Annotated in this window: 19 protein-coding genes; 11 read left to right on the top strand and 8 right to left on the bottom strand. The window is 57.5% G+C overall.

Translation table 11 applies throughout. The annotated features are described in order from the left end of the window. Positions 1 to 65: 65 nt before the first annotated feature. The 4 genes from ABIB18_RS17995 to ABIB18_RS17980 all read right to left on the bottom strand — a co-directional run bounded on the left by ABIB18_RS17995 (position 66) and on the right by ABIB18_RS17980 (position 1,988). A complete protein-coding gene (locus ABIB18_RS17995; RefSeq protein WP_286881095.1) occupies positions 66 to 605 on the bottom strand; it encodes a GNAT family N-acetyltransferase in 540 nt (179 codons plus the stop codon). Between the two features lie 179 nt (positions 606 to 784). Beyond that, complete coding sequence (locus ABIB18_RS17990) at positions 785 to 943, bottom strand: methyl-accepting chemotaxis protein (protein ID WP_227021903.1); 159 nt, start codon at positions 941 to 943, stop codon at positions 785 to 787. Between the two features lie 317 nt (positions 944 to 1,260). Further along, positions 1,261 to 1,680 (bottom strand): helix-turn-helix domain-containing protein, encoded by a 420-nt coding sequence (locus tag ABIB18_RS17985; RefSeq protein WP_031375194.1) that lies wholly within the window; start codon positions 1,678 to 1,680, stop codon positions 1,261 to 1,263. Further along, positions 1,677 to 1,988: a type II toxin-antitoxin system HigB family toxin gene (locus ABIB18_RS17980; RefSeq protein WP_031375193.1), complete on the bottom strand. Its 312-nt coding sequence runs from the start codon at positions 1,986 to 1,988 to the stop codon at positions 1,677 to 1,679. Before ABIB18_RS17980 ends, ABIB18_RS17985 begins: the two co-directional genes overlap by 4 nt. Positions 1,989 to 2,444: 456 nt before the next feature. Between ABIB18_RS17980 and yajD the strand changes: the two genes are divergently transcribed. Further along, on the top strand, positions 2,445 to 2,792 hold the full coding sequence (gene yajD / locus ABIB18_RS17975; protein WP_031375192.1) for an HNH nuclease YajD: 348 nt from the start codon (positions 2,445 to 2,447) through the stop codon (positions 2,790 to 2,792). A 72-nt stretch (positions 2,793 to 2,864) separates the two neighbouring features. Here yajD and ABIB18_RS17970 read toward each other — a convergent pair whose 3' ends face one another. Together ABIB18_RS17970 and ABIB18_RS17965 are read right to left on the bottom strand one after the other, a co-directional pair. Beyond that, a complete protein-coding gene (locus ABIB18_RS17970) occupies positions 2,865 to 3,812 on the bottom strand; it encodes a sulfonate ABC transporter substrate-binding protein (RefSeq protein ID WP_031375191.1) in 948 nt (315 codons plus the stop codon). A gap of 94 nt (positions 3,813 to 3,906) precedes the next feature. Continuing rightward, positions 3,907 to 5,796 (bottom strand): sigma-54-dependent Fis family transcriptional regulator, encoded by a 1,890-nt coding sequence (locus ABIB18_RS17965; protein WP_089562228.1) that lies wholly within the window; start codon positions 5,794 to 5,796, stop codon positions 3,907 to 3,909. Positions 5,797 to 6,070: 274 nt separating this feature from the next. Between ABIB18_RS17965 and ssuD the strand changes: the two genes are divergently transcribed. The 8 genes from ssuD (at position 6,071) to ABIB18_RS17925 (ending at position 15,595) form a co-directional block, all read left to right on the top strand. Further along, positions 6,071 to 7,243 carry an FMNH2-dependent alkanesulfonate monooxygenase gene (gene ssuD / locus ABIB18_RS17960; protein ID WP_354475093.1) on the top strand — a complete coding sequence of 391 codons (1,173 nt, stop codon included), beginning with the start codon at positions 6,071 to 6,073 and terminating at the stop codon, positions 7,241 to 7,243. Positions 7,244 to 7,261: 18 nt separating this feature from the next. Beyond that, on the top strand, positions 7,262 to 8,674 hold the full coding sequence (locus ABIB18_RS17955) for an FAD/NAD(P)-binding protein (RefSeq protein WP_354475091.1): 1,413 nt from the start codon (positions 7,262 to 7,264) through the stop codon (positions 8,672 to 8,674). 72 nt (positions 8,675 to 8,746) lie between these two features. Next, on the top strand, positions 8,747 to 10,156 hold the full coding sequence (locus ABIB18_RS17950) for an LLM class flavin-dependent oxidoreductase (RefSeq protein ID WP_354475089.1): 1,410 nt from the start codon (positions 8,747 to 8,749) through the stop codon (positions 10,154 to 10,156). Further along, positions 10,153 to 11,169 carry a methionine ABC transporter ATP-binding protein gene (locus ABIB18_RS17945; RefSeq protein WP_354475087.1) on the top strand — a complete coding sequence of 339 codons (1,017 nt, stop codon included), beginning with the start codon at positions 10,153 to 10,155 and terminating at the stop codon, positions 11,167 to 11,169. The genes ABIB18_RS17950 and ABIB18_RS17945 overlap by 4 nt, the downstream gene beginning before the upstream one ends. Continuing rightward, complete coding sequence (locus tag ABIB18_RS17940; protein ID WP_316553391.1) at positions 11,166 to 11,870, top strand: methionine ABC transporter permease; 705 nt, start codon at positions 11,166 to 11,168, stop codon at positions 11,868 to 11,870. Before ABIB18_RS17945 ends, ABIB18_RS17940 begins: the two co-directional genes overlap by 4 nt. Further along, a complete protein-coding gene (locus ABIB18_RS17935; protein ID WP_089562231.1) occupies positions 11,867 to 12,742 on the top strand; it encodes a MetQ/NlpA family ABC transporter substrate-binding protein in 876 nt (291 codons plus the stop codon). Before ABIB18_RS17940 ends, ABIB18_RS17935 begins: the two co-directional genes overlap by 4 nt. 182 nt (positions 12,743 to 12,924) lie before the next feature. After that, positions 12,925 to 14,388: an MFS transporter gene (locus tag ABIB18_RS17930; RefSeq protein ID WP_031377725.1), complete on the top strand. Its 1,464-nt coding sequence runs from the start codon at positions 12,925 to 12,927 to the stop codon at positions 14,386 to 14,388. Continuing rightward, entirely contained in the window at positions 14,381 to 15,595 is a 1,215-nt protein-coding gene (locus ABIB18_RS17925) for an acyl-CoA dehydrogenase family protein (protein ID WP_354475084.1), read from the top strand. Before ABIB18_RS17930 ends, ABIB18_RS17925 begins: the two co-directional genes overlap by 8 nt. A gap of 70 nt (positions 15,596 to 15,665) precedes the next feature. On the opposite strand, the gene ABIB18_RS17920 is transcribed toward ABIB18_RS17925, so the two are convergent. Then, positions 15,666 to 16,016 carry a DUF3147 family protein gene (locus ABIB18_RS17920; RefSeq protein WP_089562234.1) on the bottom strand — a complete coding sequence of 117 codons (351 nt, stop codon included), beginning with the start codon at positions 16,014 to 16,016 and terminating at the stop codon, positions 15,666 to 15,668. 684 nt (positions 16,017 to 16,700) lie between these two features. Here ABIB18_RS17920 and ABIB18_RS17915 point away from each other — a divergent pair. Further along, positions 16,701 to 17,990, top strand: a complete 1,290-nt coding sequence (locus tag ABIB18_RS17915) for an MFS transporter (RefSeq protein WP_094106267.1) — start codon at positions 16,701 to 16,703, stop codon at positions 17,988 to 17,990. 7 nt (positions 17,991 to 17,997) lie between these two features. After that, on the top strand, positions 17,998 to 18,999 hold the full coding sequence (locus ABIB18_RS17910) for a 4-hydroxythreonine-4-phosphate dehydrogenase PdxA (RefSeq protein ID WP_354475081.1): 1,002 nt from the start codon (positions 17,998 to 18,000) through the stop codon (positions 18,997 to 18,999). A 203-nt stretch (positions 19,000 to 19,202) separates the two neighbouring features. On the opposite strand, the gene arsC is transcribed toward ABIB18_RS17910, so the two are convergent. Further along, a complete protein-coding gene (gene arsC, locus ABIB18_RS17905; RefSeq protein WP_354475079.1) occupies positions 19,203 to 19,631 on the bottom strand; it encodes an arsenate reductase (glutaredoxin) in 429 nt (142 codons plus the stop codon). Between the last annotated feature and the right edge of the window lie 48 nt (positions 19,632 to 19,679).

Genomic DNA, 19,679 nt, shown 5'->3' with positions numbered 1-19,679 from the left:
TGGCGATACGCCAGTCGGACTAAAAGCCCGGCCTGCCGCCTGAGAAAGCCCGCCAGAGCGGTATTTTATTGCCGCATACACCACTCATCGCGCGTCATCTCCCACAGTTGATAGTCCAGCAGACCGGCGACATAGGCTTTCTTGCCGGTTTCAATCAACCGCATTCCGGAATGACGTGAGATTGATACCGAGCCGCTATTGATCGCGGCTTTCGGCACCCGCATCACCGGCCGGCCCAGCGTCCTGAACCAGAAATCGTTCACCGCCTGGCACGCTTCCGTCATAAAGCCGTGCCTCTGCCATTCCGGCACCAGCCAGAAACCCCGGTTATCATTTTCCTGATCGCGCAGTTCAATAAGACCGATGAGCTGTTCAGGTTTTTCCTGCCGCCTGATGGTCCAGCACCAGGCCTGTCCGGCCTGCATCGCGGGTAATGCGATATTATCGACGTAATCCTGCGCGGCGCCGTCGGGGTAGGGCCAGGGTATGGCAGCCGTCAGATAACGCACAATTTCCCACTGCGGGAACAGTACCTGAATAGCTGCTGCGTCGTGACGCTGAAGCGGTTCGAGCAGCAGCCGTTGAGTCTCAAGCTGTGGTGTCATGCTTCCTCCATGTTGCGGTTTACCCTTGCAATGATGTTGCTATGCCAGCGCGTGCGTTTCAACCTGTAGGTTGATTATCGAGCCTGGCAGCGTAAGCCTTATCGCCTAACAGACTGCACGGTGCAGTCTTAACCATTATCTGCCTCGTCAGCTGAATTTTTGATTTGTCTCTGAAGCCCTCAAATCTGGCCGGTGATGTCAGCGGTTCTTTGCGTCAGCGTGCGGATCGCGCTGGCAATGACCGGGAAGCCTCGTCTATGAACATTTGCCCGGGCTGCTTCAATGCTGGCGTTTAACGAGATCAACCTAATCTGGGCGGCGATAAAGTCGGCGGGCATGGCGCAGCGCCTTACGCGTTCGATAACGTGCCGTTAACCCAGAAGACGGTCATCATTGCGGGCTTGCCCACAGTCAGAACCACGGCGCAGATCTTCTTATCCCTCGGAACCTCTGAGAAGAAAAAATCGCTGGTGGGCGGTTTGTTCACTAAAAGAAGAGTAGCCCGGTGCGCTGGCTTGTGCCGTCCGGGGAAGTTTGAAAAGAGTCTCTTCAGCCCCGGGCTTATGGCGATGGTGCAGAAAGTCACTTGTTGCGGGTCAACGCATCTTTCTGTGGGAAATAAAAAGCCCGCTGTTAAGCGGGCTGGTGGCGAAGGTTAGAGGAACCATTGCGGCTTCACGCCGAACCGGGCTGAAAGCGCCTTGATATGTGAGATCGTCAGGGAACGCTGGCCGGAGAGGATCTGGCTTACAAGGGATTTAGAACCAATCTCTTCCTTCAGATCGGAGTAGGTCAGCTTATGCTGGTCAATCAGCGTGCGCAGCAGAGCGACGCCCACCGGCATTTCATCAACTGAGTTATTAAACTCGGCAAAGCGCTCGCTGTTATCCTCATAGTCGGCGATTTTGGCCGCCAGGAAGTCAATCAGCGGGTTTTCGTCGTCGTGGTCGATCAGGTAGTCTACCAGCGCCAGTGCGTCACGGTAGTCCTTCTCGGAGACACTGCCCCCCAGGAAAGGGACGGCGGCGACCAGTTGTTTTGTTGCCTCGATAGCTTTATTGGTGTCGACGATCATTCTTTATTCTCCCGATAGTAGCGAGTCAGCTTATCGTATTCAGCATGGGTGGCGATGTGCTTCACGTAAAAGCGCTTATTCACGAAGTTGATGTAGGCGATCACTCGTAAGTTATTGCCACCTACATCTAAAACCCACCACTTGTTGCGGTACTTAAAATTATCCAGGCTTGGCACGGCGGCACGCAGTTCATCCGGCGATTTGAAATCTGTTTCGCGAACCAGACGATACAGCGCCTTTATGGCTAAGGCATCGTTTGGAAAGAGCCGTGCCGCTTGCTCAAGTGGCTCTTTTGAAATGACGTGCATTAAGTGATTCCCTTCAGTGGTTCACAATATGTAAACACAATAACGCACAATACTCCCGGTGGCAATACCAGATAAGTCACGGTAAGAAGGAAGAGCGGGCCCGCCGTAGTGGGCAGGTATTACAGGTTAAGCAGGAATCCAGAATCGTTGCGATAATGCTGAAAGGATCTTCTCTACCGTGTCTGGCCAGGAGATGTCGCAGCCGGTAGAGCGTCAATGAGTGCTGGCGCTGTTTATTTTCCAGTGCATTAATTTTATTGGCCTGCAGCGCCTTGAGGCGCAGATAGGGGTTTGACGTGCCCGCGTTGCTTTGTTGACTGGCGTCCGGCAGCGCAGGATTTGCCTCACCGCTGGCGGCGAAATGCGGACTTAATTTGCAACTTAATGTACCCTGTTAAGCAGACTGGCTGGCTTAAATACCCGCTAAAATACTCTTGTTAACAGGTAACATCGGCAATGGCTCTGATCCCGAAAAACTACACGCGGCTGGAAAGTGGCTATCGTGAAAAAGCGTTGAAAATCTATCCGTGGGTGTGTGGACGTTGCTCACGCGAGTTCGTTTATTCGAACCTGCGTGAATTAACCGTGCACCATATCGATCACGATCACACCAATAACCCGGAAGATGGCAGCAACTGGGAGCTATTGTGTCTCTATTGTCACGACCACGAGCACTCGAAGTACACCGAAGCCGATCAGTACGGCACCAACGTGGTGGCGGGAGAGGACGCGCAGGATGATGTGGGCGCAGCAACCTATAATCCGTTTGCCGATTTAAAATCGATGCTGACGAAGAAGAAATAAATCTCACCGGCGCTGCCGATCGGCCATTCTGCATTCCGGCCAGTCGGCAGCGCTGATTCGAAGACTGGCGCTTTATTTTTTATCCAGCGACCAGGTCGCGCTGCGGACGTCTACTTTCACCGGCAATAACCCAATCCCGGTAAATTTATCGGCCAGCGCCTGCTGCTGCGTAAAGACTTCCGGCGTCATGCGCTGCGCACCGTAAGGCATTCTCGCCAGCGCACGTTGCCAGATTGGCTGCGGCAGGCCGGTTGACGAGGACATGATTTTTGCTGCCTCCTGCGGGTGCTGATTGGCCCAGCTACTGAGGGTGCCAAGCTGGTCGATTACCTGCAGTGCGGTCTGCGGATAGCTTTCAGCAAACTTACGGCTGGCAAGATAGAAGGTGTAATGCGGCACCAGCCCTTCAGCATTTTTTATCAGCCGGGCGTTGGCGTTGGTTTCCACTTCAGCATAGTAAGGGTCCCAGATAACCCAGGCATCGACCGCGCCACGCTGAAATGCCGCGCGCGCATCCGCCGGCGGTAAATAGACCGGAGTGATATCTTTATAGTTCAGGCCCGCCTGTTCCAGCGCCGTCACCAGCAGATAGTTGACGTCCGACCCTTTATTCAGCGCCACCCGCTTACCTTTCAAATCCGCCACATTTTTGATGGGGGAGTTAGCCGGCACCACAATGGCTTCAGTCTGTGGATTGGCCGGGGAGTGCGCCAGATAAACCAGATCGGCATTCGCCGCCTGCGCAAAGGTGGGCGGAGCATCGCCGGTGGCGGCAAGGTCAATACTGCCCACGTTCAGTCCTTCCAGCATCTGCGGCCCGGCCGGGAACTCGACCCAGTGCACCGCGATCCCCTGTTTCCTGAAGGTCTCATCCAGCGTGCCGCGATACTTCAGCAGGGCGAAGATATTGGCTTTCTGAAAGCCGATGTTAACCGTCTGCGGTGACTGTTCAGCCTGAGTAGTGAAAATCATCCCCGCCTGCGCGGCGACAATAAGCGCACTGAGTAAAACTTTTTTCATCTCTCTTTCCTGAGTCTGGTTGTAATCAGCGCAACATAACAAACGGCGCTTAAAGCGCTTAGCGATGAAAAATTCTATGCTTAGCTAAAAAACGTTATTGCTGCCAGACGGTGTCGCGCACTTTTATCGCCCGATTAAACAGGCCGAGCGCATAGAAGCGGTCAGCAATGATCTGCTGCTCACGAATAATCGCCAGGTTCATCCGCTGGGTTTGATGACTGCGCCGCGCCAGCGCATGCTGCAGTGAGGCGGTCGGGATGCCCAGCTCGCCGGATAACAGTTCAGCCGCTTCGTGACGGTTTGCATCGATGTAACGCCCGGTCTGCTCCAGCGCGTCAAGCAGCCGTTGCAGCAGATCGGCCGAATGGGCAGCAAACCCGCGTTCAGCCAGGTAGAACTGATGATTGTTGACCCGCCCGACGCCATCGGCGATCACCCGTAATTGGCCCGATTTCTCCGCATCGCTGAGTAGCGGATCCCACATCATCCAGGCATCAACCGCGTTCAGATCGCTGGGCGTCAGTGGATATTTTGGCGGAGCATAAACGATGCGTACCTCATCCAGCGCCAGACCGGCTTCATCCAGAATCTGTAACAGCAGATAGTGAACGTTAGATCCCCGGTTGACTGCGATACGTTTTCCCCGCAGGTCCGCGATCTGCCGCACCGGGCTGTCATGGGTGACCAGCAACGCCACGCTCTGCGGCGCAGCGGGCTCCCAGGCGACATACACCATCGGACTGTTGCCGGCCTGCGCGAACAGCGGCGGTACCTCACCGGTGGTGCCGAAATCGATCTCATGGTTACTCAGCGCATGTAACAGCTGCGGTCCGGCCGGGAACTCGCTCCACAATACGCTCACGCCCTGGCCCGCCAGCTGTTTCTCCAGCGTCTGTCGCGCTTTCAGAATGCCAAGATTGCCAAATTTCTGATAACCAATACGCAGTTCCCGCTCCGGTCGGACCGGTTGCAGCAGCGACGGATCGCGCTGACGCATCAGGTTGCGGCGCGGCTTTATCACCCCAAGGTGCCCGAGCTGGGTGCGCAGGGTATGGCGACTGATGCCGAGTAGCGACGCCGCCTGTACCTGATTGCCGTGGCTCAGCTCCAGTGCATTTTTCACCAGCGCGGCGATCACGCGCGGGTAGATCGGGCTGTCGCTCTCCTGCATCTGCTGGCGCAGAAAACGACTCAGTGCCTCTTCACCCTGCGGCACCTCGCTGCTGGCAACCGGCCCTAACCGCAACTGCTGCGGCGTGATCAGGGCGCCAGTACTCAGCAGCACGGCGTTATGCAGCGTATTTTCCAGTTCGCGGATATTGCCCGGCCACGGGTAGTCACGCAGCGTGTCGATGGCGTCCTCGCTAAGCCGCAACTGCGGACGTCCCAGACGCCGGGCATAAAGTTGCAGAAAGTGACCGGCCAGTAGCGGAATATCCTCACAGCGCTGGCGCAACGGCGGCAACGTCACACTGGCGACATTCAGCCGGTAGAACAGATCCTCGCGAAAACGCCGTTCGCGGATCGCCACCGCTAAATCGACATGGGTCGCGGCAATCACCCGGACGTTGACCTTGACCGCTTTTGACGATCCTACCCGGATGATTTCGCGCTCCTGCAACACCCGCAGCAGTTTGACCTGTAACGGCAGACTCAGTTCGCCTATCTCATCCAGCAGCAGCGTGCCGCCTTCTGCGGCTTCGAACCAGCCCAGATGCCGATCCTGGGCACCGGTAAAGGCCCCTTTTTCATGACCGAATAGCTCTGACTCGGCCAGACTTTCGGTCAGCGCGCCACAGTTGACCGCCAGGAAAGGATGCTGGCTGCGCGGGCTGTGATGATGCAGATAACGCGCCATCACCTCTTTGCCGGTGCCCGTTTCACCAATAATCAGAACCGTCGCATCGGTAGGTGCGAGCTGATCAAGCACGTTTTTAAACGCACGTGAGGCGGGATCAATTAGCTCCGGACCGGAAATCTGCATCTCATTCCCCTGCAAGAAAAGCCAGCCATGACGATAGCGTGACAGCAGGCCGGAAACGAGAGGCTGCCAACGGCAAAAAGTTGCAAATGCAGCAGCCTGTCACCGCAGTTGTTGCATTGGCAACTGAGGCTATTGATTATCGAAAAATATAAGCCGTTGAATTAAAAGTAATAATAGAAACTGCGCGGTTGGCACGTTCTCTGCTAAACCACATATAACCAAATGAATGGCTGCTATGTATTAAATTCAAGTATCGTTATAAAGGAATCTGCTAATGCGCGACGCAACACAGGAAAACCTTAACCTGTTCTGGTTTTTGCCTACCCATGGTGACGGACGTTATCTTGGCACCACCGAGGGTGGAAGAGCGGTAGATTTACCCTATTTACAACAAGTTGCGTTAGCTGCGGATAACCTTGGCTACTACGGCGTATTAATCCCGACCGGCAAAAGCTGCGAGGATTCATGGCTGGTGGCCGCTGCGCTGGCACCAATGACGAAAAAATTGCGTTATCTGGTAGCGGTTCGTCCCGGCCTGCAGCCGCCCAGCCTGGCGGCGCGGATGGCTGCCACACTCGATCGCCTGTCAGAGGGGCGCTTGCTGATCAATGTGGTGACCGGCGGTGATCCAGTGGAAAACAAAGGTGACGGCATTTTCCTCAGTCATGCTGAGCGTTATCAGGTTACCCGGGAATTTCTGACCGTCTATTCGCGACTCCTGAAGGGCGAAAAGGTCGATTTCAGCGGCGAGCACATTCGGGTTGAAGGGGCTGAAATTTTGTTTCCGCCGGTGCAGCAGAATGGCCCTCCGCTCTATTTTGGTGGATCGTCGGACGAGGCTATCGACGTTGCGGCTGAGCAGATCGATACTTATCTCACCTGGGGCGAGCCGGTCGGGCAGGTGGCTGAGAAGCTGGCCGTGGTGCGCCAGCGCGCCGCAGAAAAGGGGCGCACACTCTCTTACGGTATTCGTTTGCATGTCATTGTTCGTGAGACTGAAGAAGAAGCCTGGGCCGCCGCCGACCGCCTGATCGCTCACCTGGATGAAGAGACCATCGCAGCAGCGCAGAAAGTTTTTGCCCGGATGGATTCAGCCGGCCAGGCGCGAATGAGTGCGCTGCATCAGGGCTCACGCGACAGCCTGCGCATCGGGCCGAACCTGTGGGCTGGGGTCGGGCTGGTGCGTGGCGGTGCCGGTACCGCGCTGGTGGGCAATCCACAACAGGTAGCCGATCGCATTCGTGAATATCAGGCGCTGGGCATCGGGAACTTTATCTTCTCCGGCTATCCGCACCTTGAGGAGGCCCATCGCTTCGCCGAACTGGTGATGCCGCTGCTGCCGCTGGCGGCGAACACCGATAAACAGCAGCGTCGGGTGAATACCGGGCCGTTTGGTGAAACCATCGGTGGCGACCGTCGTCCGGATAAACCAGCCAGCGCGCGTTAACAGAGGAAAAGGCCACGTATGTCACAACAGCACATCGTTATTATTGGTGGCGGATTTACCGGGACCGCGCTGGCGATTCATCTGGCGCGGCTGGGTCCGGCGGGATTACGGGTCACGCTGATTGAACCGCGCGAGCAGCCTGGTCAGGGTGTGGCGTACGGTACGGTCGATCCGGCCCACCGCATCAACGTACCCGCCGCCCGGATGCAGCTAGCCGGTGACCCGGACGGCGCTTTCGATCGCTGGTTCCGGGCCTCGGCTGGCGTACAGGCCGATCCCGATGCGCTGTGGCCGGATGGCAATGTTTACCCGCAGCGCGGTCAGTTTGGCCGCTGGGTCAACCAGCAGTTTAACCAGGCGCGGGCGGACTCTGCGGTGCAGCTCAGCCACCTGTGTGATCGGGCCGTTACCCTGCGTGATGGCGTGGTGACGACCGCCTCCGGCCAGCAGCTAAAGGCCGACCACGTAGTGCTGGCGATCAGTCATCCGCCGCCCGCGTTGCCGGCATTGCTGCAACCTTTGCTGCATCATCCGGCCGTGATCGCGAATCCGTGGCAACGCGATGCGCTGGCACAGGTTGCGCCGGGCGATCGCGTGGCCATTATCGGCTCGGGTTTAACCATGTCCGATGTGGTGGCCTCACTGCATCGTCAGGGGCACCACGGCACCCTCACCGTTTTCTCACGGCGCGGACAACTGCCACGCCCGAACCTCAGCGGCAGTTATGACAACCTGACGCTGGACTACGCGCAGCCACAGCCGGCCACGGCGCGTGGCTGGCTGCACCGGATCCGTCAGGAGATCAGGCTAGCCGCCGTGCAGAACCTGCCGTGGCAGCTGGTGCTGGATGATATCCGCCGCAACGGACAGCGCATCTGGCAAAGCCTCTCGCTGGCGGAACAGCGGCGCTTTTTGCAGCATCTGCGGCCGTGGTGGGACGTACACCGCTACCGGATTGCGCCGCAGGTCAGCGCGGTACTCAGTCAGCAGCAGGCCAGCGGCCAGCTGACGGTACTGGCTGCCCGCCTGTTAGCCGCCGACGTCATCGAACAGCAGCTCAGCCTGACGCTGGGGCTGCGGGGCGGGGATGCCACTACGATTCGGGTCGATAAAGTGATTGTGACCACCGGACCGGCTCATGGCGCGCTGCTGAGCAGCAGCCCGTTACTGCATCAGTTGCAGGCTGACGGGGTGATCCAGCCCGATCCGCTGGCGTTGGGTATCCACGTAAACGCACTTTCGCAGACCCTGAACGCGCAGGGCGCGGCCAACCCGCAGCTCTATGTGGCCGGCCCGGCGGCGCGCGGGCATTTTGGCGAGCTGATGGGGCTGCCGCAGGTGGCCGAACACGCGGAATCCGTGGCGCAGCACCTGCTCGCGGGCACCCATTCTCCTCACCATGAGCGATGTCCCGGCTCACTCACGCACTAAAACTAACCTGTAAACCCAATCGATAATTAAACGTGGGCGGCAAGCAATTGCCGCATCCGCTCAGGAGTCGCTATGCCATCGCAACGTGAAATTCGCCTTAATGCTTTCGATATGAACTGTGTCGGTCACCAGTCACCCGGCTTGTGGGCCCATCCGCGCGACCGATCCTGGCAGTACAAAGATCTGGAATACTGGACCGATCTGGCGCGGCTGCTGGAGCGTGGCAAATTTGATGGGCTGTTTATTGCCGACGTGCTGGGCGTGTATGACGTGCTGAACGGCAACAATCAGGCGGCGATTCGTCAGGCCACGCAGGTGCCGGTAAATGATCCGCTGGCGTTAATCACTCCGATGGCGCTGGTCACCGAACATCTTGGTTTTGGCCTGACGGCGTCGCTGTCGTTTGAGCATCCTTATCCGTTTGCCCGTCGCCTCTCAACCCTTGATCATCTCACCAAAGGCCGGGTCGGCTGGAATATCGTCACCTCGTATCTGGAAAGTGGGGCGCGCAATATCGGTCACCAGACGCAAACCGATCATGATGCCCGCTACGACTATGCCGACGAATATCTGCAGGTGATCTACAAGCTGCTGGAGGGCAGCTGGGAGGAGGACGCGATTCTGCGCGATCGTGAACGCCGTATCTTCAGCGATCCGCATAAGATCCATCCGATTAATCATCAGCGCAAATTCTTCCAGGTGCCGGGTATTCATCTGTGCGAACCGTCGCCGCAGCGCACGCCGGTGCTGTATCAGGCCGGGGCCTCCAGCCGTGGTAAAGCCTTCGCAGCCGGCCATGCCGAGTGCGTTTTCGTCGCCGCGCCGTCGAAAGTGCTGCTGAAAAAGACCGTGGCGGATATCCGGCGACGGGCGGCCGAAGCGGGACGCGATCCGCGATCGATTCTGATCTTTAATCTGCAAACGGTGATTGTCGGCGAGACCGATCGGGCGGCGCAGGACAAATGGACCGAATACAAACGCTATGTCAGCTACGAAGGCGCACTGGCGCTGATTTCCGGCTGGACCGGTATCGATTTCGGCCAGTATCAGCCGGATCAGGTATTAAAACATCTGCACACCAACGCCATTCAGTCGGCGGTGGAGACCTTTTCAACCGCCGATCCCGATCGTCAGTGGACGGTGCAGGGACTGGCAGACTGGGTCGGGATTGGCGGTTTTGGTCCGCTGCTGGTGGGCAGTGCCGCCACGGTTGCCGATGAGTTGCAGAGCTGGGTAGAGGAGACGGACGTTGACGGCTTCAATCTCGCCTATGCCGTGACGCATGAAACTTTTACCGACGTGGTCGGGCTGCTGGTGCCGGAGTTGCAGCGGCGTGGCGTCTACAAACAGGATTATCAGCCGGGTACGCTGCGTGAAAAGCTGTTTGGTCAGGGGCCGCGGCTGGCGTTACCACATCCGGCTGCCGGTTATCGCTGGCCTGCTGCGGCAGAAGCACGGATTAAAAGCGCGGAGGCCTCATGATTGAGATCGAGGGTTTGTGCAAAAGCTACGCCGCGCCGAACAATCGCACCATTGAGGTGCTCAACGCGATTACCCTGAGCGTGCCCGCCGGTTCGATCACTGCTGTGGTCGGGCCGAGTGGTGCGGGCAAATCGACGCTGGCGAAATGCATCAGTCTGCTGGAGAAGCCAACCTCGGGCAGCATCCGGGTCAATGGTGAGGATCTGTCGCACTACAGCGGGGAAATGCTGCGCCGCAAACGCCGGGCGATTGGCACCGTCTTTCAGTCATCGGCTCTGCTGCAACGTAAAACCGCCTGGCAGAATGTTGCCCTGCCGTTGGAATGGCTCGGCGTGGTGCCGGGTGAGATCAAACGTCACGTCGGGACGCTGCTGGAGAGCGTCGGCCTGAGCGCGAAGGCGGACTTTTATCCGGCGCAGCTGTCAGGCGGCCAGCGTCAGCGTGTGGGGATCGCCCGTGCACTGGCGCTTAAACCGTCGGTGCTGCTGGCTGATGAAGCGACCTCCGGCCTCGATCCCGACGCCACCAGCGCGATTCTGACGTTACTCAAAACCCTGCGTGACCAGTTCGGCTTATCGATCATCTTTATTACGCATGAGATGGATGTGGTACGGCGCGCGGCTGACGCGGTGGCGCAGATCGCCGAGGGCCGGCTGGTGCATCAGGGTGCGTTACGCACCTTGCTCGCCAGCCCGGACTCCTCACTCGGACAACAGCTGTTCCCGCTACGGCCGCTCGCCGGCCATGGCGACCTGCTGCTGCAGCTCACCTACGGCGATCGTCCGATCGCTCCCGACTGGATCAGCCAGCTGACGCAGCGGTTTGGCGTGCAGGTCGATCTGCTGGCGGCGCACGTCGAGCAGGTGGGTTGCGCGCTGGCCGGGCGAATGCAGGTGGCGATCCGCTTTTCGCACAGCGCCGTCACGCCGACTCAGCTGATTGAACAGCTTGGGCTATTTGGCATTCATGCCGGGCTGCTCGATCAGCGTCCGCTCCTGCGGGAGGCCGTATGAAGCCCGCCGACGTCATCAGCCAGGATACGCCGTGGAGCCAGCTCCCTGCGCTGATGCTGCCCGCCTATGGTGAAACCTGGCTGATGGTCATCATCGTCATGCTGTTTGTGGTGACGTTCGGCGGCGTGCTGGGTGTGGTGTTGTTTAATAGCTCACGGCAGGGGCTGTTTCCGCAGCCGACGCTTCATCGCAGCCTGAGTGGCCTCGTTAACATCGGCCGGTCGCTGCCTTTTCTGGTGCTGATGGCAGCGATCATTCCTTTTACCTTCTGGCTGACCGGCACCACCATCGGTATTCCGGCCGCGGTAGTGCCGATGATCATTGCCGGCACGCCGTTTTTCGCCCGGCTGGTCGAAAACGCGTTACGGGAATTGCCCGCCGAGGTGACGGCTGTTGGGCTGGTGTCGGGCGGTTCAGTCTGGCAAATCATTACCCGCGCCCAGCTCAGTGAAGCATTGCCGGCTATCGTCGCCGCGGTGGTGCTGAATCTGATCTCAATGATCGAATATTCCGCTATCGCCGGCACCATCGGCGCGGGCGGTATTGGCTATCTGGCGGTGGTTTACGGTTATCAGCGCTTTGATCAACACATCATGATTGCCACCATCATCGTGCTGATTGTCACTATCCAGCTGGTTCAGTTTTTGGGTGACCGTGTTATTGCGGCACTGCAACCTCATCAGGGAAAACATCGGTTATGACACATCACGACTTTGAAATCAGACAAAAGAAAAAATGGCCGTGGGCAGTTGCCGCGATGGTGCTGGTGGTGATCGCCGGCATTGCCTGGTTTACCTTTGCTCACCAGAGCCGGGCGGTGACCTTTGGCAGCACGCTGAAGGTCCATTTTGAGCCGGCAATGGCCGGTGAGGCACGGCTAATCGAGTATGTGGCGCAACATATTGCGCCTGACTATGGCATTAAGCTGGAAGCAGCCGGTTTGCAGGATCCGGTGCAGGCCGATCGCGCCGTAGCCGAAGGGCAATACGCTGCCACGGTTTATCAGCATCAGTGGTGGCTTAAACAGGTTGTCGAGGCAAATAAGTTTGAGCTGACGGCAACCCAGCCGCTGTTCCAGTGGGCTTTCGGCATTTACTCCGATCGTTACCGTTCCATCAGCGATCTGCCGCCAGGCGCGGTGATTGTGGTGCCAAACGATGGGGCTAATCAGGGGCAGGCGTTGTGGCTGTTGCAGCGCATCGGGTTACTGACACTCGATCCGTCGATAGAGCCACGGACCGCCAGACTGCGGGATATTAAAGATAATCCGCATCAGTGGGTATTTAAGGAACTGGATTTATTAACCATGCCTCGCGCGCTGAATTCAGTGGATGCCGCCATTGGTTATGTTTCGCAGTTTGATGCCGGAAAAGTACCGCGCGATAAAGGGATCTTATTTCCGCCCGCGCCACGAACCTTCGCCTCACAGTTGGTGATTGGCACCCGCTGGCTGTCGGACGACAACATTATCAGGCTGAAAAAAGCTTTTGCCGATCCGCGTTTGCAGCAGTGGTTAAAACAGACCCAGGATCCGCTGGTAAAAGGTGTGCTGGTGCCGGTTTCGGCTGAATAAAAAGCTTCATGTTTTAAAAATACCGGGTGAATCGGACGATTCATTCGGGTTTTTTGCTGCCTGAAATTCATGTTTAAGTTATTGATATAGATGAAATAGTTATCTGTATTTGTTGTTTGTTTACCGTCCGGTTAATTCATATAAACACCGGGTCACCTGCTGAATACAATAACGAGGATATCATGAGTACACTGAATATTGACGACACCCTGAACGTCCCTCCACCACATTCGGCACCGGTGCGCTCGGTGAGTGATGTGGCGAAACTGATCAATAGCCGTGCCGAAAAAAACAGCTACGCGCGCTGGATTGTTTTTCTGGCGCTGGGCGGCGTGTTTCTCGATGCCTACGATCTGACCACGCTCTCTTACGGTATCGATGATGTGGTGAAGGAGTTTGGTCTGACGCCGACCCTCACCGGCCTGGTAACTTCATCGATTATGATCGGCACCATTGTGGGTAATCTGGTGGGGGGATGGCTGACCGATAAATATGGCCGCTATTCGGTGTTTATGGCGGACATGCTGTTCTTTGTGGTATCGGCTATTGCGGCGGGGCTGGCACCCAACGTGTGGGTGTTGATTGGTGCGCGATTTCTGATGGGCATTGGGGTGGGGATTGATCTGCCGGTGGCCATGGCCTATCTGGCGGAGTTTTCAAAATTCTCGGGCAAGGGAAATAAAGCCTCCCGTCTCGCGGCCTGGTGCCCGATGTGGTACGCGGCATCGTCAGCCTGTTTCTTTATTATTTTCGCCCTCTATTTCCTGCTGCCGGCTGAGCATATCGACTGGCTGTGGCGCGCCTCGCTGCTGTTCGGTGCGGTGCCGGCGCTATTGATTATCGCGGTGCGCAGCAAGTTTATGAACGAGTCGCCGCTGTGGGCGGCTAATCAGGGCGACTTAAGCGGCGCGGTGCGCATTCTGCGTGACTCGTACGGCATTATCGCCCATGAAGAAAAAGCCGCTGAACCGGTGATGAAACACGCGGCGGTGCCTGAGGTGAGTTTTCGGGTGCTGTTTCAGAAGCCCTACCTTGAGCGCACCCTGGTCACCGCAGTGATGAACATCTGTATTTCATTCGAATACACCGCCATCGCCTTTTTCCTGCCGTCGATCCTGGCGCAGTTCCTTGGTGCCGGCGTATTTGAAACCATTTCCGCCTCGCTGGGACTGAATGCGCTGTTTGCCTTTACCGGTGGGCTGCTGGGGATGCGGCTGGCGTGGAAATTTCCCTCACGGCATGTCGCGATTGCCGGTTTTGCACTGCAGTTTATCGCACTGGTCTCGCTGGCGTTAATTGGCCATCCGCAGGCAACGCTCGGGGTGGTGTTTGCGGTACTGATGCTGGGCCTGTGGCTGTTTGCCGAAGGTTTTGGTCCCGGCGCGCAGATGATGATCTATCCGGCGCTCTCTTATCCCACCCATATCCGGGCCACCGGTGTTGGCTTTGGCCGTTCCCTGTCGGGGATTGGCAGTGCGTTGGCGCTGTTTATCCTGCCAATTTTGCAGGCGCGTTACGGCACCAATCTGTTCTGGATCGTCTCTCTCGCCGCCATTATTCCGATCGTTTTCCTGTTAGTTATCCGTTTTGAACCCACCCGACAGGACATTGATGCGCAACCTGAATCAGGAGAAAAGCATGTCTGAATTAAACCACAACGACTTCGTCGCACTGCAACACCGTTTCAGACCGGTTTTCGACCGCATTGCGGCAGGTGCCGCTGCGCGCGAAGCCGATCGGGTGCTGCTGGATGAGCCGATCCGCTGGCTGAAACAGGCGCGATTTGGCACGTTGCGCATTCCGGTGGCGGAGGGGGGATTCGGCGTCTCGCTGCCGCAGCTGTTCGAATTACTGACTGAGCTGGCCGCAGCGGATTCCAACCTGCCGCAGGCGCTGCGGGCGCATTTTGCCTTTGTGGAGGATCGGCTGAATCAGCCGGACAGTGACGACCGGCGTCGCTGGTTTAGTCGCTTTATTGATGGCGAACTGGTCGGCAGTGGCTGGAGTGAAATCGGTGCGGTTAAGCTGGGTGAGGTCAATACCAGGGTGACGCCAGCGGAGCAGGGCTGGCGGCTCAGCGGCGAGAAATTTTACAGCACCGGCACGCTGTATGCTGACTGGATTGATGTCTATGCCCGGCGCAGCGACAACGGCCGCGATGTTATCGCGCTGGTCAGCACCCATCAGACAGGCGTCGAACGCGACGATGACTGGGATGGTTTTGGCCAGCGCCTGACCGGCAGCGGGACGACGCGCTTTAATCAGGCGCGGGTAGAACAGCCACACGTCTATGACTTCAGCGAGCGTTTTCGCTATCAGACCGCCTTCTATCAGCATGTGTTGCTGGCCGCGCTGGCAGGCATTGGACGGGCGGTGGTACGTGATGTGGCGCAGGGCGTGGCACAGCGTAAGCGAATCTACAGTCACGGTAACGCCGGCCAGGTTAAGCAGGATGTTCAGGTGCTGCAGGTGGTGGGTCAGATCAGCAGCTGGGCGTGGGCAACAGAGGCGGCGGTGGCGCACGCAACCCACTCATTGCAGCAGGCGTTTGTGTTGCAGCAAGGTGATGCCGATGAGGTACAACGCCACGCGGCTAATGTGCTGGCGGAAGTCGAATCAGCCCAGGCGCAGGTCATTGCGGTTGATCTGATCACCCGCGCCGCCAGTGAGTTATTTAATGCGCTGGGTGCCTCTGACACCCGCGTCAGTCAGGCGCTGGACCGTCACTGGCGCAATGCCCGCACGCTGTCGTCACATAATCCGGTGATCTACAAAATGCGAAATGTCGGTGACTGGCAGGTTAACGGCAGCGATCCGACCTTTATCTGGCAGATCGGCAACGGAACCGCTTAGATCAGCCTGGCGATTGCGGGTCGCTAAACGGCAGCCCGCAATCGCCTTTCAGCCGCCACCTGGCGGAGCGTTACCAGAGCGCAATGCCGCAACGTTTTAACAACATCGCCCAGAGCGCAAACAGCAGCAGCGTCAGGCCACAGCAGAGGGTCAGCGTCAGCCAGAAGCCATAACGCTGATGGAGAAACGGAAACAGGATAAACATCGGCAGGGTTGGCACCACATACCAGAAAGTGTACCAGGCGTGGGCAGAAATTTTCTCCGCCGTCTGGCCTTCCAGCTTCATCCACACCAGCACCAGCACGGTGACCAACGGCAGGGCGGCCAGCAGCCCGCCGAGCCGATCGCTGCGTTTGGCCGTTTCGGAAATCAGCACCACCATAAATGCGGTTATCGCATATTTTGACACCAGCCAGAGCATAGTTTTCCTCGTTAATCAGTGAGCTGCCAGCCGGATGCGGCAAACCCGCTCACCCGGTGCGTATCAGCAGGCGAAACACGCGGCGGCTATCCCGGACCTGTGCTGCGGTGGTGGTCAGCGCAGGCTGGTCAGGCAGGCAGTGCCATTAATCAAATATATCCTTTCCGCGAATAAAACAAACCGCTTACTGCCCGGAACACCTTTTACCGGGCCGCATCAGTTTGCCTGCGGCAGCCGCCGGTTGCCAGCCGCCAGCCGCCAGCCGCCAAAAATACGACGTGCATCTGTACACATCGCGAACATAGAAACTAAAAAAAGCCGCTGAGCTTTTGTTAGTGGCTTACCCTTTGATTGTTCATATGTTCATCCCTGGGCGGCTTTGCTGCGACAGACTTCACAACCCCAGCGATGAATTTTATAAAGCCGGATAATTGTGATTGTACTCACAATGAGCAGGCAAAAAATAGGCGATAAAATATAACAAATGAACAACATCCGTTCATATGAACGTAAGCAGTAACCTCTGCTGTTAACGCTAATAGAAAAAGGGACGACTATGCCAGCTCACACACTGCGCTTCGATGGTTGTAGCAGACCGTTTCCCCCTACGGGATAGATTGCCCGTTACGTTGCGCCGCCTGATAGCGACATTCAACCTCTGACCTGAACACACAAGGTTCCTCTATGAAAAACCGATACAGTACGAAAATACTGGCGCTTTTCTGCGCCCTGTCATTTCTGATGTATGTCGATCGCGTCAACCTGTCGACAGCTGCCGGGCTGATTAAGCAGGATTTAGGCCTTAACAACACCGATCTTGGACTTATTTTTTCCGCTTTTGCTTACACCTATTTAGTTTTCCAGATTGTTGGCGGCTGGTTTGTCGATCGCTACGGCGCCCGCAAAACCATCATTATCTGCGGCAGCATCTGGGTGGTGGCCACCGTTTGTACCGGCTTTGCCGGTGGCTTCGCCTCTCTGTTTCTGTCACGGATGTTGTTAGGCATTGGTGAAGGCGCCGCGCTGCCTTCCCAGGCACGGGCCATGACGTTCTGGTTCTCCAGTGAAAAGCGTGGTTTCGTCCAGGGCATCACCCACTCCTTCTCCCGCTTCGGTAATGCGGTGACACCGTCACTGGTGGCGCTGCTGGTAATGCTGCACTCCTGGCGTTTCTCCTTTATTGCCTTAGGGGTCATCACTGCGGTGTGGCTGGCATTCTGGATTGCCGGCTTCCGCGACAACCCACATCTGATTGCCGACATGAGTGAGGAGGAGCGCAAAATCCTGCCAAAACCGGATGCCAGCCTGACGGTTAAAGCGCCAACGCCGTGGAAGGCACTGCTGAAACGCATTGGCCCGACCATGGGCGTCTATTTCTGCTACGGCTGGACCGGCTGGCTGTTTTTTACCTGGCTGCCCACTTTCTTTATGAACGGTCGTGGCATGGATCTCAAATCGTCAGCGCTGTTTACCTCGGCGGTCTTTCTTTCCGGCGTGGTCGGCAACACGGTCGGCGGGGTGGTCAGCGACCGGATCCTGAAACGCACCGGCAACGTGGTTGCTGCGCGTCGTAACGTGATTATCTTCAGCTTTCTTTCCGCCGGTTTACTGCTGATACCGGTGATCGGTTCCACCGATATGACCGTGATTACGGTCTGCCTCGGTCTGGCCTTTTTCTGCCTCGAACTGACGATTGGTCCGATCTGGGCGGTACCGATGGAGATCACCCCTAAATATGTCGGTGTCGCCAGTGGGCTGGTGAACGCCGGTTCGGCGGTGGCAGGCATCATCTCGCCCATTCTGTTTGGCATCATCATCGACAAAACCGGTAACTGGAGCCTGCCATTTTACGGCTCGGTGGTTCTGCTGATGGTGGGCATCGTACTGACCTTCTTTATGCGTCCAGATATTCCCTTGTCTGAAGATGCTCCTTCTCGCGGCGCGGTTGAGCCGGTTAAAAATGCGTATCACTGAGGAATCCATGATGAAAAAACCTTCTGTTGCACTGGTGCTGGGCGATCCAGCAGGTATTGGTCCGGAGCTGGTGGCGAAAGTGCTGTCACAGCCGGCGCTGCGCGCGCTGGCTAACGTGATTATCATCGCGGACCGCCATGAGCTGGAAAAAGGCATGGCCATTGCCGGTCAGCGTTTCGACTATGACGAAATCACCGATACCACAGCAATTGCGTTCACCGCCGACCGGCCGCTGCTGCTCAATCACGACTGGTCCCGACGTACGCCGTTCCACTATGGCAGCGCCAGCGAACAAAGCGGCGTCTATATCCTGGAGACGCTGGCCCGTGCCGTCGAATTAACCCAGCAGGGTATTACCCAGGGGATCTGCTTCGCGCCGCTGAATAAGCAGGCGATGCACATGGGCGGACTGAAGCATCGCGATGAGCTGCACTGGTTTGCTGAGCTGCTGAAGTTTGACGACTTCTGCTGTGAGGTTAACGTGGTAGATGATCTCTGGGCGGGACGCGCGACGTCGCACATTCCGTTCCGCGATATCGTGAAAAATCTCAGCGTTAACGGTGTGGTGGAGACGATTTCACTGATGGATCGTACGCTGCGTCAGGCTGGCATCGCCGCGCCCAAAATTGCCGTGCAGGCGCTTAACCCGCACGGCGGCGAGAATGGCCTGTTTGGCGATGAGGAGCAGACGATTATCCAACCGGCGATGTCGCAGGCCAGAGCACTGGGGATTGACGTTTACGGGCCTTACCCGGCGGATACCACCTATAAAGCGGTGGAGACCGGTAAGCTGGATGCGGTGGTATCGATGTACCACGACCAGTTCGCCACGGCGCTAAAAATGCTGGGCTTTGAGCGCGGCGTAACGGTTCAGGGTGGGTTGCCGGTCCCGATTGCCACCGCCAACCACGGCACCGCCTACAACCTGTATGGGCAAAATCTTGCCACGCCCTCGGCGTTTGAGAATGCCTTCCGCCTGCTGGTAAAAATGGCGGGCAGCGCTGGTTAAGATGGCACAGTGATCCCGGCTGACTGCCGGGATCAGCCGGTTTAACGGGGCGGATCGTCGCGCACCCCACCAGCACCCCTTCGCCTGAACGCGCCGCGCCGGTAAACCTCTGCAACAGCTAACGCGATGACGGTGGTGCGGCAGATTCCCGGTTATTCTCTGCCGCGCCGTTGCCTGAACATCGTTAACTTCGCAGAATGTGGTTAATCACCGATGCGGTTACCCTGCTGATCAATGACGGGTTCTCCGTCCTCTTTGGTGAACGCACCTTGCTGCCGATCCGGCAGAATATCCAGCACCTGCTCAGAAGGACGGCAGAGCCGGGTGCCGAGCGGCGTCACCACGATTGGACGGTTAATCAGCAGCGGATAAGCCAGCATCGCGTCCAGCAACGTATCATCACTCAGCTGCTGATCCGCCAGCCCCAGCTGCTGGTAGGGCTCGGTATTCTGGCGCAGCAGGGCGCGCACGCTGATGCCCATCTCTGCGATCAGTTTTTTAAGCGTTTCGCGGGTTGGCGGCGTCTCCAGATAGAGCACGATTGCCGGCTCGACCCCGCTGTTGCGGATCAGGGCCAGGGTATTACGCGAAGTGCCGCATTCCGGGTTGTGATAAATAGTGATGTCTCGCATAAAGCATTCTCCGTTACGGAACGGCACTGGCATGTTCCGCTTGTCAGG

Source organism: Pantoea sp. UYEF8 (assembly GCF_040546285.1).
Lineage (GTDB): Bacteria > Pseudomonadota > Gammaproteobacteria > Enterobacterales > Enterobacteriaceae > Pantoea > Pantoea brenneri.
This window is presented reverse-complemented; position numbering and strand designations above follow the sequence as displayed.